General features: G+C 52.3%; 13 protein-coding genes and 1 tRNA gene. 5 read left to right on the top strand and 9 right to left on the bottom strand.

What is annotated here, in order from left to right; all coding sequences use genetic code 11:
- Positions 1-61 precede the first annotated feature (61 nt).
- Positions 62-1,339 carry a 5-aminolevulinate synthase gene (gene hemA, locus AC6CHM_RS09595; protein ID WP_498172893.1) on the top strand — a complete coding sequence of 426 codons (1,278 nt, stop codon included), beginning with the start codon at positions 62-64 and terminating at the stop codon, positions 1,337-1,339.
- 12 nt (positions 1,340-1,351) lie between these two features.
- Here hemA and AC6CHM_RS09590 read toward each other — a convergent pair whose 3' ends face one another.
- Both AC6CHM_RS09590 and mscL read right to left on the bottom strand, forming a co-directional pair.
- Positions 1,352-2,518 carry a pyridoxal phosphate-dependent aminotransferase gene (locus AC6CHM_RS09590; RefSeq protein ID WP_307282709.1) on the bottom strand — a complete coding sequence of 389 codons (1,167 nt, stop codon included), beginning with the start codon at positions 2,516-2,518 and terminating at the stop codon, positions 1,352-1,354.
- A gap of 192 nt (positions 2,519-2,710) precedes the next feature.
- On the bottom strand, positions 2,711-3,115 hold the full coding sequence (gene mscL / locus AC6CHM_RS09585) for a large conductance mechanosensitive channel protein MscL (protein WP_115051304.1): 405 nt from the start codon (positions 3,113-3,115) through the stop codon (positions 2,711-2,713).
- Positions 3,116-3,311: 196 nt separating this feature from the next.
- Here mscL and AC6CHM_RS09580 point away from each other — a divergent pair, with 196 nt between their 5' ends.
- Entirely contained in the window at positions 3,312-6,797 is a 3,486-nt protein-coding gene (locus tag AC6CHM_RS09580; protein WP_498172891.1) for a PAS-domain containing protein, read from the top strand.
- 27 nt (positions 6,798-6,824) lie between these two features.
- Here the strand turns inward: AC6CHM_RS09580 and AC6CHM_RS09575 are convergent, their stop codons facing one another.
- Positions 6,825-7,487 carry a response regulator gene (locus AC6CHM_RS09575; protein WP_115051306.1) on the bottom strand — a complete coding sequence of 221 codons (663 nt, stop codon included), beginning with the start codon at positions 7,485-7,487 and terminating at the stop codon, positions 6,825-6,827.
- Positions 7,488-7,713: 226 nt separating this feature from the next.
- On the opposite strand from AC6CHM_RS09575, the gene pip reads away from it, so the two are divergent.
- Positions 7,714-8,664 carry a prolyl aminopeptidase gene (gene pip, locus AC6CHM_RS09570; protein ID WP_115051307.1) on the top strand — a complete coding sequence of 317 codons (951 nt, stop codon included), beginning with the start codon at positions 7,714-7,716 and terminating at the stop codon, positions 8,662-8,664.
- 41 nt (positions 8,665-8,705) lie between these two features.
- Here the strand turns inward: pip and AC6CHM_RS09565 are convergent, their stop codons facing one another.
- Positions 8,706-9,149 (bottom strand): VOC family protein, encoded by a 444-nt coding sequence (locus tag AC6CHM_RS09565; RefSeq protein WP_115051308.1) that lies wholly within the window; start codon positions 9,147-9,149, stop codon positions 8,706-8,708.
- 122 nt (positions 9,150-9,271) lie between these two features.
- Positions 9,272-9,712, bottom strand: coding sequence for a hypothetical protein (locus AC6CHM_RS09560; protein WP_336440616.1), 441 nt, complete (start codon positions 9,710-9,712; stop codon positions 9,272-9,274).
- 134 nt (positions 9,713-9,846) lie between these two features.
- Between AC6CHM_RS09560 and AC6CHM_RS09555 the strand changes: the two genes are divergently transcribed.
- On the top strand, positions 9,847-10,194 hold the full coding sequence (locus AC6CHM_RS09555; protein ID WP_115051599.1) for a DUF952 domain-containing protein: 348 nt from the start codon (positions 9,847-9,849) through the stop codon (positions 10,192-10,194).
- Positions 10,191-11,288 carry a quinone-dependent dihydroorotate dehydrogenase gene (locus AC6CHM_RS09550; RefSeq protein WP_498172888.1) on the top strand — a complete coding sequence of 366 codons (1,098 nt, stop codon included), beginning with the start codon at positions 10,191-10,193 and terminating at the stop codon, positions 11,286-11,288. Before AC6CHM_RS09555 ends, AC6CHM_RS09550 begins: the two co-directional genes overlap by 4 nt.
- Here AC6CHM_RS09550 and AC6CHM_RS09545 read toward each other — a convergent pair.
- From AC6CHM_RS09545 to AC6CHM_RS09530, 4 genes are all read right to left on the bottom strand, one after another.
- Positions 11,285-12,640 carry an MATE family efflux transporter gene (locus AC6CHM_RS09545; RefSeq protein WP_440807327.1) on the bottom strand — a complete coding sequence of 452 codons (1,356 nt, stop codon included), beginning with the start codon at positions 12,638-12,640 and terminating at the stop codon, positions 11,285-11,287. The genes AC6CHM_RS09550 and AC6CHM_RS09545 overlap by 4 nt on opposite strands.
- Before the next feature lie 89 nt (positions 12,641-12,729).
- Positions 12,730-13,224 (bottom strand): CAP domain-containing protein, encoded by a 495-nt coding sequence (locus AC6CHM_RS09540; RefSeq protein WP_498172887.1) that lies wholly within the window; start codon positions 13,222-13,224, stop codon positions 12,730-12,732.
- A gap of 86 nt (positions 13,225-13,310) precedes the next feature.
- The gene (locus AC6CHM_RS09535) at positions 13,311-13,577 is read right to left on the bottom strand and encodes a DUF6460 domain-containing protein (RefSeq protein ID WP_115051313.1); all 267 of its coding nucleotides are present in this window, start codon (positions 13,575-13,577) and stop codon (positions 13,311-13,313) included.
- 93 nt (positions 13,578-13,670) lie between these two features.
- A tRNA-Gly gene (locus AC6CHM_RS09530) sits at positions 13,671-13,744 on the bottom strand.
- Positions 13,745-13,751: the final 7 nt, after the last annotated feature.

Here is a 13,751-nt window from a genome sequence, read left to right as displayed (position 1 = left end):
CCCGCAGTCGTGGATTTTGGCGGGCAAAAACGGTAGTAAATGAAGCATACAGGAGCACTTCATGGACTATCGTCGTTTTTTCGAAGACGCTATTGACCAGCTGCATGCTGAAAAGCGCTATAGAGTCTTCGCCAATCTGGAACGGATTGTGGGAAAGTTCCCGCGCGCGCTCTGGCGCTCGGCGGAGGACACGCGCGAGATTACTGTCTGGTGCTCCAATGATTATCTCGGCATGGGCCAGCATCCCAAGGTGATTGCAGCGATGCATGACGCGTCGAGCCGCATGGGTTCGGGCGCTGGCGGCACCCGCAATATTTCAGGCAACAATCACCCGCTTGTCGAGCTTGAAGCTGAACTTGCCGATCTTCACGACAAGGAGGCCGGGCTTGTTTTCACGTCGGGCTTTGTTTCCAACGAAGCTTCGATTTCAACCATTGCCCGGCTTCTGCCCAACTGCCTGATTTTTTCCGATGAGTTGAACCACGCTTCCATGATCGAGGGCGTCAAGCGTTCGGGTGCAGAGAAGCGCATTTTCCGTCACAATGATCTGGCGCATCTGGAAGAACTCCTGAAGGCTGCCGGACGCGAACGCGCCAAGCTGATTGTGTTCGAATCTGTCTATTCGATGGATGGCGATATCGCCCCCATTGATGCCATTGCCGATCTTGCCGAAAAATACAATGCCATGACCTATATTGATGAGGTTCATGCGGTCGGCATGTATGGCGAGCGGGGCGGTGGAATCACCGATCGCGAAGGCCTTTCGCATCGAATCGACATTATTGAGGGAACGCTGGCAAAGGCATTCGGCACCTTGGGCGGCTATATAACCGGGCCCAAAAGTGTCATCGATGCAGTTCGTTCCTATGCACCGGGCTTTATCTTCACAACGGCCTTGCCGCCGGTGATCGCCGCTGCCGCGACAGAATCCATCCGGCACCTGAAGGTGTCTCAGGAAGAGCGCCGATTGCACCAGCAACAGGCGCAATTGACCAAACATGTTCTTGCACAGGCCAATCTTCCGGTCATGCCCTCAGAAACCCATATTGTGCCGGTTCATGTGGGCGATCCGGAGTTGTGCAAGAAGGCCAGTGATCGCCTGCTTGAAAAGCATGGCATCTATATCCAGCCGATCAACTATCCGACAGTTCCTCGCGGCACCGAACGGCTGCGCATTACGCCAACACCGTTCCACAGCAATGAGCTGATTGTTGAGCTGAAGGATGCCCTCGTGGAAGTCTGGATCGCGCTCGGCATTCCATTCTCCACCGGAGAAGCGACACCTGTGGAAGCCAGTGACCGGGTGGTAACGCTGGCCGTATCCAAGGCAGGCGGCTGATAAGGCCGTCCGCTACCGGGACCTGATCCATTCGGCCAGTCGATCGGCAGCGGTCTCAATCTCATCGAGCCTACGGGCGAAGCAAAGCCTCAAAAAGGCCCCTCCTCCATCGCCAAAAGCTGTTCCGGGCGCGAGGCCAACCTTCGCCTGGTCGACAATATCGAAGGCAGCCCGATAAGAATCACTGATGCCTTCAATTCCGAACATGAGATAGAATGCGCCGGCAGGTGGCGATAGGTGCACACGTCCCGTGGCAGCCAGGCGGGCACACAGGATATCGCGAGCCTTGTGGGCGCGTTCTACCTGCGAACGGATGAAATCATCACCCTGATTCAGCGCGACTACGGCCCCACGCTGCATGAATTGCGCAACACCTGACGTGGAATACTGAATCAGGTTTTCAATGGTCTGGCCGAGCGAAGGATGGGCAACGAGCCACCCCACCCGCCATCCAGTCATGGCCCAGTTTTTCGAAAAACTATTGACGAAGATGATGCGATCTTCCGGATCCATGACGTCAAGGAATGACGGAGCCCTGCGCGCGCCATAGTAAAAATGCGCATAAATCTCATCGGCAATTATCCATAGGCCGTGCTGGCGCGCTATTGCCAGCATCTCCCGCAATGTCTCCACATCCGCAGTCCAGCCGGATGGGTTGGATGGCGTGTTGATAAATAAAGCTTTGGTTTTTGGCGTGATTGCATCGCGAATCTTTTGCGGATCGAAGGTCCAGCCATTGCCGGTAAAATCCTGCGTCACCGCAACGGGCGTTGCTCCGCCAATGGCGGCGGCGGCAGCAAAATTTGGCCATGCGGGAGAAAGATAAATAACTTCATCGCCCGTCCCGGCGGTGGCTTGTACGGCGAGTTGAATGGACTGCATGCCTGAGCCTGTCACATAGAAATGCTCGACAGGAAGATCGACAGAGAAATGACGCTTATAATAGTCGGATAGAGCCTGCCTCAACTCGGGAATGCCGCGCTGCCAGGTGTAAAATGTCTCGCCATTGTCAAGACCTTCGCCCGCTGCGGCCCGAATGAATTCCGGGGTTGGAAGATCGCCCTCACCGGCCCAGAGAGGAATAACTCCCTCCTGCTTTCTGCCGTGGTTCATAACCGCGACGATGCCGCTTTCCGGTGCCACTGCCGCTTCGTGCCGGAGATGTTGAATTAAACTCATGGCGCTTCCCACTCAATATTTTGCAGGTCTCCAAGGATCATTCCGTAGAGACCCATTGAGCAGAAGGCCTAACGCAACGCAGGTCTTTTATCACGCGGATATTTGTGATGTTTCCATCAGCCGAAATGATGTGCTGCTGACAGAAGATGACAAAAGAAAAACCCAGCTTGCTGGCTGGGGTTTGGGGAAAACTTATTTCTTCGCAAGCAGATCGCGAATTTCCGTAAGTAGAACTTCTTCTCTGGCTGGAGCGGGATCGGCCGCCACTTCCTTTTTCTTGAATCTGTTCATGGCTTTAACCACCATGAACAACACCCAGGCGATGATCAGGAAGTTGATCAGGAGAGTGATGAAATTGCCGTAAGCAATGGTTGCACCGGCTTCGCGCGCAGCTGCAAGGGTTGGGGCCGGAGCACCCGACAATTGGATGTAGAGATTTGTAAAATCAATACCGCCGGTCAAGAGGCCGATAATTGGCATCAACAGATCAGCTACGATGGATTCTACCAGCTTGCCAAAAGCGCCACCGATGATCACACCGATTGCAAGATCAACCATGTTACCTTTCAAGGCAAATTCTTTGAATTCCTTTAGCATGATATACCACTCTCCAGTATTGTGTGATAAAGCGAATCATCCGCCCCAGATAGTCTTTATTACAAGCGCCACACTAACAGAATTTGCGTATTAATTAATAGACCGGTTGAATGTTTCTACAGCTGATTTGCCGGCTGACTTGCTTGCTTCAGCGTAAATCACTCAACGTTTTCGGCCCAATACGGGGACATAGCGAATGGCAAGCTGGACCGCGATAATCGTCGCGATTCTCTACTTCTCGATACAATTCTGTACGATCTACATTACGGATCATCAGAGCGAAGCCACAATAAACCGATCACGCCCATTGCTATATTCACTCGCAATTGCCGCGAGTGGCAGTAGTTGGCTCTATTACGGGTCGACGGGCTACGCTGTACTGCATGGCATAGAATTTGTTGGTCTGTATGTGGGAATTCTACTGATCTTTACTGTCGGCTTCCCCTTCCTGCTCAAATTGCGACAGTTGGCGCGGGCAGAAGGTATCACTTCGATTTCCGACATGATTGGTGCGCGATACGGTAAAAGCTTCCTGGTGGCCGCCGTCGTAACGTCCATCACGACCGTGGGTTTAATCCCCTATTTCGCCCTGTTGATGAGTTCGATTCACTACCTCTTCGACGTGCTGGCAGGCGCTTATACGCCGCAAACCGGCCATGACCACACCGACCACCTTGTCGTTCCATTTTTGTTTATCGCACTGATCGCCGTGTTCATTGTCTTTTACAGCGGCCGGTCCAATCCTTCAGCAGAGCGCTACAATGGAATCGTTCATAGCTTGGCCTTGGACACTGTGATCAAATATGCGGCGATTTTATCCATTGGAATAGCCACTGCCACTTGGCTCTTCGGCTCGCCGTCAGAAATTCTTGCTATGATTTCGACCAATCCAAGCCACATAACCGCTCTCAAGCATAAGTTTTCCGTTGGGGACTTCATCAGTCTTGTCATATTCGGAGTGTCTTCGGTATTTCTTCTCCCCAGTCAATTTCATCTCATCATCGTTCAAAACAGGAATGATAGCGAGCTGCGCACGGCCCGCTGGTTCATTTCGGCAACCATGCTGGTCCTCGGAGTTTTCATCTTTCTCATAGCGACTGTTGGCTCGATCGTTCTTCCGGCCAATGCTTCCGTCGACTTCTATTTCCTGGCACTGCCCGTGGCCGCAGGACAATTCTGGCTGGGAATAATCGGGGTTGCGGGCGGGTTGGCAGCAGCCGCGACGATGATGCTGTTTCCATCGATATTATTGTCCGTCATGATTTCAAATGACCTGCTTTTGCCGCTTTTTCTGAAACGGACATCGGTGGGCACAAATGCAGCCAAGGATTATTCAAAAATCATTCTTGGGCTCCGCCGCGTCGTTGTTTTCGCGATTCTTCTGGCCGCATTCGGCTATCAATTTGTCCTTTCGGTGCATGTGAGCTTTGCATCACTGATACTTATCTCCGCCACGGCCATGATCCAGCTTGCTCCTGCCTTTTTGGGCGGAATGCTGTGGAGCCGTGCCAATGCGCGCGGCGTTTTTCTTGGCATATTCGGAGGCATTTCCATCTGGTTCTACACAATGGCCCTGCCAAGTCTCGTGCCGATGGATTCCAGTCTTCTCACCAATGGCCCATTCGGCATTGTAACGCTACGACCACAGGCCTTGTTTGGCTTCGAGACATCCGAACTGGTCAATAGTCTCTTCTGGACGCTGGTGGTGAATGTTGCGCTCTTCATCATCGGATCGGTTTCCAGAACCGCTACTCCAAGCGAACGCATCCAGGCATCGATATTCATTGCAGATAAGGTTCATTCAAAAAACCCACTCAATAGTGTGGAATCGAACCTCACGGTCAGGCAATTGAAGGCTACGCTGGCAAAATATATTGGCAGCGCGCAGACGGAATTTGCTTTCAACAATTTCTACAAACAGTCGAACATCACGCTGGGCGATGATGAACCGGCGGACTTTAACACCATACATTTTGCCGAACAGTTTTTGTCCGGCATCGTTGGGCCACCATCAGCCCGACTGATCTTGTCGCTGGCGATGGGACCGGCCAGCACAGCGCAACGGCAGGCGCAAATTCTGCTGGATCACGCTACCGATGCCTTCTCGCAGAACCGCCAGCTTCTCCAGACCGCTTTGGACCAGATGGATCAGGGAATTGGCGTCTTCGACAGTCAATATCGCTTGAGCTGCTGGAATTTGCAGTTTCAACTCACTTTGGATTTGCTCAGTGAACAACAGCGGATGGGGACACCGCTCGACCGGATTCTGACCGCATTATTTCGCAATGGGGATAGTTTGAACGCGCAACAGCCGCTCAATATGGACGCATTCATCAATGCCAAAGAACCCCTGCGCGTGAAGCTTCGAATGAGCGGAAAAACCATCGAAATTCGCTCCAACGCCATGCCTGACGGCGGATTGGTTGCAACCTTCACTGATATCAGCGACACCATCAATGCTGATGAATTGCTGCGGCAAATAAACGAGTCTCTCGAACAGCGCGTGCGCGATCGCACAAGCGAACTGACATTGGCCAATCAGCAATTGGCGAAGGCCCAAAAGCGTGCGGAAGAGGCCAATATCGAGAAAACCCGTTTCCTGGCAGATGCCGGCCACGATATTCTTCAACCGTTAAATGCCGCGCGCCTTTACTCATCGGCATTGATCGAACGCTTGGGCGATTTGCGTGAGCGAGAGCTTGTACAAAATGTTGACTCATCGCTTGAAGCTGTCGAGTCCATTATCAGTGCACTCCTCGATATTTCCCGGCTGGATACAGGCGCATTGAAACCGGTCATGTCTGTCTTTCGCCTTGATCCGCTCCTGCAGCAGATAGTCAGGGATTTTGCTCCCGCAGCGCGTGAAAAAGGGCTGGATCTTCGCCTCGTGCAAACCTCTGCTATCGTAACGACGGATCGCAACTTGCTGCGACGTCTGATCCAAAACCTGATTTCCAATGCGATTAAATACAGCCGAAGCGGCAAAATATTGGTGGGCATGCGTAAACGCGGCCAATCTGCACAGCTGAGTGTCTGTGACACAGGCATAGGTATTGCCCAGTCAAAACTCGATTATATTTTCCATGAGTTTGCCCGGTTATCAGAAGGCATGAAAGAATCTGACGGACTTGGCCTTGGTCTGTCTATCGTGGAACGGATTGGCAAAATCCTTGACTTGGGTATCAACGTACAGTCGGTTGTCGGCAAGGGCTCGATATTTTCAGTCACGATGCCGCTTTCCGATAAACTTGCCTTATCCTCCAGTGAAACCGCATCCACATTGCGTCCAGCGAGTTCGCTGACAGGAATGCGCATAGTCTGCATTGACGATAATGCGGATTCGCTGGCTGGTCTGCAAGAACTGTTGAATGCCTGGGGTTGCAGCATAGTGGCATTTCGAACGGGCAAAGCAGTCCTGGAGTATTGTTCTAAAAACAAGTCCCCGCCTGATGCTATTCTGGCTGACTATAATCTCGAGGACGAGAACGGACTCGACGTCATTCAATCGGCAAGGGACTATTATGGCAGTGATATTGATGCGGCGTTGATTACAGCCGACAGATCTGAAGAGGTCCAGCGTCGGACAGCCGCATTGGGTGTATCGCTGATCAACAAGCCAGTGCGGCCAGCCATATTGCGCGCGCTGCTCTCACATTTCCGGCAAAGTATCGCAGCCGAGTGATTCTCGAAGGTTAGGCCAAATTTTACTCTAGCCCTGTGGCAGTTCCACCGGTTGCATTTCGTCCCTGAACCGGGCCAGCCTGATAACGGCTTGGGTGCGACTTTCCACGCCCAGTTTGTAAAGCACCGCGGAAACGTGGGCCTTGATCGTGGCTTCTGACACATTCAGGTCATGGGCGATCTGCTTGTTCAGCATTCCATCCGCCATCATATCGAGCACGCGCGCCTGCTGCGGCGTCAACTTGCGGATACACCGGATCAGATCGGCTAAATCGGCGTCCAATTCACCTTCTTCGCTTCCATCCAATGGGGACCAGATACCCCCGTCAAGAATGGTTTGCACGGCTGCATTAATGACATCTGGTGTGGAGGATTTGGAAATGAATCCGGAAGCGCCCAGTCCGAGCGCAGCCCGTATGGTTACCGGATCATCCGTGGCTGATACGATAGCTATCGGAACAAGTGGCTGCAGCGCCCGCAAGGTGATAAGACCGGTCATCCCACCAATGCCATTCAATGAGAGATCCAGTAATACAAGATCAATCTCGGCCGATGACTCAATAAGACGCTTGGCACCATCAAGATCGCCAACTTCAATAATTTCTACATGTTCGTTTGAAGAGGAAAGCGCTAATTTTAAAGCGCCTCTAAACAAGGGATGGTCATCCACAATGACAATTGTATATTTCATAGTCCAAACGATCCCTTGGTATTGAAAATAACTGCAGTTATTAATGCGAAATATCTAATTCAAACGACTAAATCCAATTCATCTGATATATCAACTAGATTTTTACAGGTCGCAATTTTACTGCGCCCTACTCAAACCTATTAGGGTCAGAGAAATGAAATGCCTTGTTAAAATCTTATTCCCAAGCGATTATCGCTTGTGGGGAAAAGTTTGAAAGTAGAACTGGATGATCACACATACTCTCTACCCTGAGGCGCAGCCTTATTCGGAAGAAATGTTGGAAGTTTCCGAATTGCACACAATCCACGTGGAAGAGTGCGGTAATCCTGATGGCAAACCTGTCATCATGATTCACGGCGGTCCGGGTGGTGGGATAAACCCCACCATGCGTCGGCTGCACGACCCGGAACTTTATCGTATTATTCTGTTTGATCAGCGTGGTTGCGGAAAATCAACGCCCTATGCCGAATTGAATGAGAATACGACATGGGATCTGGTCGCCGACATGGAGCGTATTCGTGCGCATCTTGGCGTGGAAAAATGGCAAGTATTCGGCGGATCATGGGGATCAACGCTTGCGCTGGCCTATGCGCAAACCCATCCTGAAAAAGTAACCGAACTTATCTTGCGCGGCATATTCCTTATTCGCCGCTTCGAGATTGATTGGTTCTATTCAAACGGTGCCAGCATTATATACCCGGATCGCTTCGAAGCGTATCAGGAGCATATTCCTGAAGAAGAGCGCGGCGATATGATCGCGGCCTATTACAAGCGCCTGACCGATCCTGATGAAGCTGTGCGTCTGGCAGCGGCCAAGCTGTGGGCGCGCTGGGAAGGTTCAGCCCTCTCCTTGCTACCTGATCCCGCCAGAGCGGATGCCTTCGCCTCCGACCATTTCGCCATCGCTTTTGCGCGTATCGAATGCCATTACTTCCAGAACAAGGGCTTTTTCGATACGGATGATCATTTGCTGCGCAATGCACATCTGATCCGCGATATTCCAGGGATCATCGTGCATGGCCGTTACGACATGTGCACTCCCCTTCTGAACGCATGGCATTTAAAGAAGGTGTGGCCGGAAGCCGACTTGCGTATCGTGGAAGATGCGGGACATGCGGTAAGCGAACCCGGGATAGTGCATGAGCTTGTGGCGGCGACGAAACGCTTTGCCACCTGATGTCGGCAGTATAAAAGGCCGGCATCCATTTTTCTGACCAGTCACGCTGCCAGATGCTTGCGGCGTGACTTGATGACCCAAATATGGCCGAACGGGTCGACCAGCACGCCAGCGCGATCGCCGCTCTCAAGTGTCTCCACTTCGTTGCGTGCCGTTCCACCTTCCGAGATTGCATGATGCATCACGCGATCCGCATCATCCACATGGATATCCAGCATAACGGGTGTTGCGCCAATAGCATGGGCAGAGCGAGGACCACCCAGCGAGGCATCAGCGTCACGTTTCGGGTTGGCTCCCACAATCATAATTACCGATTCACCCATGCGTATTTCGGCGGCAATCAAAACACCGTCATGCAAATAAGGACGACCCGCCAGTTTTGCCCCGAATACATTCTCATAAAAATCGAGGGCATCCTGCTGATCACCATGTCGCACAAAAAGCCTGATCGAAACCTCTCCAATCAATGTTGGTACGGCAAACATTTCATCGCTCCCAGAGAAGAATTCCAAGCGATAAAGGTGCACGAAGTTGCAGAACAAATCAAGAACAAATGCGATTCAATACACAATCCCTACTGCCAACTTACTGTCAAAAATCAAGGCATTCAGGTCTTTTGCGGAACAGCCGGATTTGACGGCGCATCCTTGTTTTCGCCATCGAGTTCCTTGGCCAATCCCATGAAGCGCCGCATGAACTTTTCCATGTAGCTCAGGCCTTTTTCAAAATCCTCATCTGAAGGAAGATTATCGCGGACCACCGGCGGCAGCTTGCCGATTCCGGCCACCGTATCTTCCAGCTTGGCAACACGAGCCTTCAGATCGGCAATGTCTTCTTCGTAAAGCGTGCGTTCTTCCGCTGCAACTTTGCAGACCAGTTGGCCAAGCTTTTCATGACAGATCGACATTTCACCAGTTTTATTATTCATCCGGACATAACCGTCTGCGGTTTTCTCCAGCGAGTAACTTGTTGTTTCTTGTGCCGTTGCTGATCCTGCAAATAGCGATGCAGCAGCAAGAAAGGCGAATGGTACGAGTGTGCGTGACATTGAGTTCCTCCAGCCTTTGCAGACGATCCATCATGATCAAACAATACGCCAAAAATCCGAAAACGACCGATATTTCTGTTATCGAGTGCAGTCTACGCTTTGCGCATGGCGGATTTGCGTCTAGTAAACCTGTAATGACACAAATGATTTATAAGCTGACACCGCGTGCGCTTTGGCAGGTGGCCGAAAGTAAGGGTGTATTCGATGGCGCGCCTATCGACCATGCCGATGGCTATATCCATTTTTCGACAGCAGAGCAGGTTCGGGAAACGGCCGACAAGCATTTTGCCGGACAAGATAATCTGCTTCTGGTCGCTGTACGTGCCGACAGACTTGGTCAGGCGCTCAAATTCGAAGTATCGCGGGGCGGCGCCCTCTTCCCCCATCTTTATGCACTATTGCCGCTCGATGCTGTTGAATGGGTAAAGCCGCTGCCTCTCGGCAGTGATGGCAAACACATATTTCCGGAGCTAACGGCATGAGCGGCCTGTTTCAATCAATCGGTCGCAATCTGCTCTTCAAATTCGATCCGGAAGACGCTCACGGCCTTTCGATCAAGGCGCTCAAGACTGGCCTTGTCCCAGCCTGTGCCCCGATCAGCGACCCGGCATTGCGTGTCAACGTAGCAGGCCTCGACTTTCCCAACCCGCTTGGCATGGCGGCTGGCTATGACAAGAACGCTGAAATTCCCGATGCCTTGCTCAAGCTCGGATTTGGATTTGCTGAAGTCGGCACGTTGACGCCGCTGCCCCAGGCGGGCAACCCAAAGCCACGTATTTTCCGTCTTGTCGAGGACGAGGCAGTGATCAATCGCCTTGGTTTCAACAATGGCGGGCACGATGCTGCATTTAAACGTCTGAGTGAGCGACGCGGGCGCGGCGGTATTGTCGGCGTCAACATTGGCGCGAATAAAGATTCCTCTGATCGGATCGCCGATTATGTGGCGGGAATTCGCAAGTTCCATGATCTTGCAAGCTATTTCACCGTCAATATTTCATCACCAAACACGCCCGGCTTGCGGGATTTGCAAACTCGAGACAGCCTGAAAGAGTTGCTTGGCAAAGTTCTGGAAACGCGTGACGATCTCGCTGCGCGCTCTGGAGTCAAACGACCGGTTTTTCTCAAGATTGCACCGGATTTGCCCGATGCCAGCCTTGATGACATCGCGGCGGAAATTGCCTTGCATCCGCTCGATGGGCTTATCATTTCCAATACGACCTTGGCTCGATCTGGCTTGAAGAATACCGGCAACGCTGCCCAATCCGGCGGCCTCTCAGGCCGTCCTGTTTTTGAGCGTTCAACGATCATACTCGCCAAAATGCGCCAGCGGGTCGGCGTACGCCTTCCCATCATAGGCGTAGGCGGTATAGACAGCGCCGCAGCGGCGATTAGCAAAATTCGCGCAGGAGCTGATCTTGTGCAACTTTATACCAGTATGATCTACCAAGGGCCGGGATTTGCTGGCCAGATCATCAAGGAAATTTCGGCGATCATGCGCAGGGAAGCTATCTCCAATATTGCAGAATTGCGCGATCGCGATGTCAATGATTGGGCATCAAGAAGCACCCCAGACTAATCGGCAAACTGTACGCGTGCTCTGCTGGGCAGGATGTATAAGAGCGATATTCCACGCAGTCCGAGAAACAGGTACAAGGCAAGCCATAGCCCGTGATTGCCCAAATATTTCGGCAATATGAAATAGGCCACAAAATAGCCCAGCAATGACAGAACCATCATGTTGCGCATATCGCGTGACCAGGTTGCGCCGATAAATACGCCGTCCATATGGAACGCCAACAGGCCGACGACCGGCGATAGGGCCGCCCAGGGCAAATAGATCGCGGCAAGAGCCTGCACTTCGGGTGATTTTATCAGCACCGCGACAATGGCATTGCCATAGATCAGAAAAAACAGCGCCATGAGGGATGCAAGCACCATCCCCCACAAAAATGACAGCCTGATACCACGGTCAAATGCCGGGCGATAATGCGCACCCACGGCTCGCCCGGCAATCTGTTCTGCGGCAGTGGTAACGCCGTCGATCAAATTGCCAGAGATCAGCAGGAAATTCATCAGGACAGCATTGGTTGCAAGCGTTACAGCGCCTGCTTCCGTCCCTGCGCGCGTGAAATAGGTATAGGCGATCAACAGGAAGAACGAACGCAACATGATATCGCGATTGACGGTAAACATCCTGCGTATTTCGTGCATATCCAGAATGCGCGCGCGGGATGGATTGGGTACAGCACGAAACTGCCTGTAAACGAGGGCGAGCCCGACAAGAAGCGCGGCGGTTTCGCCAAGCACTGTGCCCCATGCAATACCCACAACGCCCCATCCCATAACAAGTCCGAGCCAGATCGTCATGATGACATTGATGCCGTTCAGCAGGAATTGAAGATAAAGACCCTGCATCGCCTTGCCTTGCCCCAAAAGGAGGCCGAGTACCACAAAATTGCCAAGCGCCATGGGCGAGGAAAGCAACCGGATCGATACATATGTCGATATGGCATCGGCGATTGCCTTACCCGGATTCATGAAGCTGATCGTAGCACTGAGGATAAGTGGCGTTGCCGCTATAAAGACGAGTCCCGCAACAACCGCGATGCCGATAGCGCGCCAGAAGACCGCCTGTTGCTCAATATTGTCGTGCCGCCCCATGGCTTGCGCAACCAGCCCGGTCGTCCCGGCGCGCAGGAAGTTCATGGTCGAAAACAGAAAATCGAAGACCAACGCCCCAATGGCAAGACCACCCAGCAAATGCGGATCACCAAGCTGACCAACCACGGCAGTATCGACGAGCCCCAGCAATGGCGTTGTCAGCGATGCCAGCATTACTGGAATGGTAATGGCCAACATGAGGCGATTCGTTACCTCAAAAGGGCGAATAGTTTTTGAACTGAGAACAGGTGGCGTATCGATCATCATCTATGGCACCGGCATTGCAACCGGAATCAGCTGCTGTTTCTCTATGCCACCGCGCATCAAACCTTGCCAGAGTAATTGCGACAACTACCTTAGCTTGCAAGAACCAGCGCCCAGTATCGCTCTCCGCTACCACCCTTTGCCTCGGCATAGGCCAAGCCATAGCGTTTGAAACGAGCATCCAGCATATTGCGACGATGTGGCGGGGACGCCATCCACATCGCGAAAAGCCGGTCGATGTCCATGCGCCCCATTGCAATATTCTCTGCAGCGGCACCATGAATTTCGTTGGTCTTGACCCGTGCTTCGAAACTCTTTCCCCAGCCCGTGGTGTGAACCATGCGCCCGGCCTTCGCCATATAGGCTGCCTGTTGCCCGGCGGCTCGCTCCAGAGTGGCATCGCTCTCCAAACCAGAAAGTCCATTGCCGTTACGAATATTATTGATGTTTGCGCTCGCAGAAGCCGAAGCGCCCATGCTGTTTCCGGCAGGCCCGATGGTCTGACAGGCGGCCAGCGGGAGCAAGGTTCCAACGGCAGCCAGACCGATAAAGTAGCGGCGGGAAATTTGAAAACTGGTGTTTGGCATAAGCAACCCTTGAATATCGAGCGCATGCGGGTAGCGCCCAATTATGGCTGCTTCACGTTAAAGCTGCTGTGCAAGTAATTTTTGTTTTACCGGCGGTAATTCAAAATCCGCAGGATGATGAAACATGGAACAACAACCGCTGCTCCAAGCAGCAAGTAGGATGCAAAACCTTCAATCGCCCCGAATCCGAGATTCCAGATACGCCGGACGAAGTTTTCGACCCCGTAAACAATATCCATCGGTGACCAATTGAAGGCGCTCATGACGACGCCAACAACCAGCGAAACAATTATCAGTTTCAGCAATACCCTTCCCGGCGTATCTCCCAAGAAACGGTTTGTGCGTTCTGACATTTTAACTCCGGGGCTCGCTCTTCATCGCGATAACTCTTATGGCCTTTGCAGACTGCAATCAAGGCGGAGCTATCAGGCTTGAAGGTTTCAATCTGGAGCGGGTGAAGGGAATCGAACCCTCGTATTCAGCTTGGGAAGCTGCTGCTCTACCATTGAGCTACACCCGCATTACCT

The organism is Phyllobacterium sp. GQ127, from assembly GCF_059758635.1.
This window is presented reverse-complemented; position numbering and strand designations above follow the sequence as displayed.

What these genes read in the sequence shown, in the direction of transcription:
- hemA (WP_498172893.1), top strand. Translation starts at nt 62, where the DNA reads ATGGACTATCGTCGTTTTTTCGAAGACGCTATTGACCAGCTGCATGCT.
- AC6CHM_RS09590 (WP_307282709.1), bottom strand. Translation starts at nt 2,518, where the DNA reads ATGAGTTTAATTCAACATCTCCGGCACGAAGCGGCAGTGGCACCGGAA.
- mscL (WP_115051304.1), bottom strand. Translation starts at nt 3,115, where the DNA reads ATGCTAAAGGAATTCAAAGAATTTGCCTTGAAAGGTAACATGGTTGAT.
- AC6CHM_RS09580 (WP_498172891.1), top strand. Translation starts at nt 3,312, where the DNA reads ATGGCAAGCTGGACCGCGATAATCGTCGCGATTCTCTACTTCTCGATA.
- AC6CHM_RS09575 (WP_115051306.1), bottom strand. Translation starts at nt 7,487, where the DNA reads ATGAAATATACAATTGTCATTGTGGATGACCATCCCTTGTTTAGAGGC.
- pip (WP_115051307.1), top strand. Translation starts at nt 7,714, where the DNA reads ATGATCACACATACTCTCTACCCTGAGGCGCAGCCTTATTCGGAAGAA.
- AC6CHM_RS09565 (WP_115051308.1), bottom strand. Translation starts at nt 9,149, where the DNA reads ATGTTTGCCGTACCAACATTGATTGGAGAGGTTTCGATCAGGCTTTTT.
- AC6CHM_RS09560 (WP_336440616.1), bottom strand. Translation starts at nt 9,712, where the DNA reads ATGTCACGCACACTCGTACCATTCGCCTTTCTTGCTGCTGCATCGCTA.
- AC6CHM_RS09555 (WP_115051599.1), top strand. Translation starts at nt 9,847, where the DNA reads ATGACACAAATGATTTATAAGCTGACACCGCGTGCGCTTTGGCAGGTG.
- AC6CHM_RS09550 (WP_498172888.1), top strand. Translation starts at nt 10,191, where the DNA reads ATGAGCGGCCTGTTTCAATCAATCGGTCGCAATCTGCTCTTCAAATTC.
- AC6CHM_RS09545 (WP_440807327.1), bottom strand. Translation starts at nt 12,640, where the DNA reads ATGATGATCGATACGCCACCTGTTCTCAGTTCAAAAACTATTCGCCCT.
- AC6CHM_RS09540 (WP_498172887.1), bottom strand. Translation starts at nt 13,224, where the DNA reads ATGCCAAACACCAGTTTTCAAATTTCCCGCCGCTACTTTATCGGTCTG.
- AC6CHM_RS09535 (WP_115051313.1), bottom strand. Translation starts at nt 13,577, where the DNA reads ATGTCAGAACGCACAAACCGTTTCTTGGGAGATACGCCGGGAAGGGTA.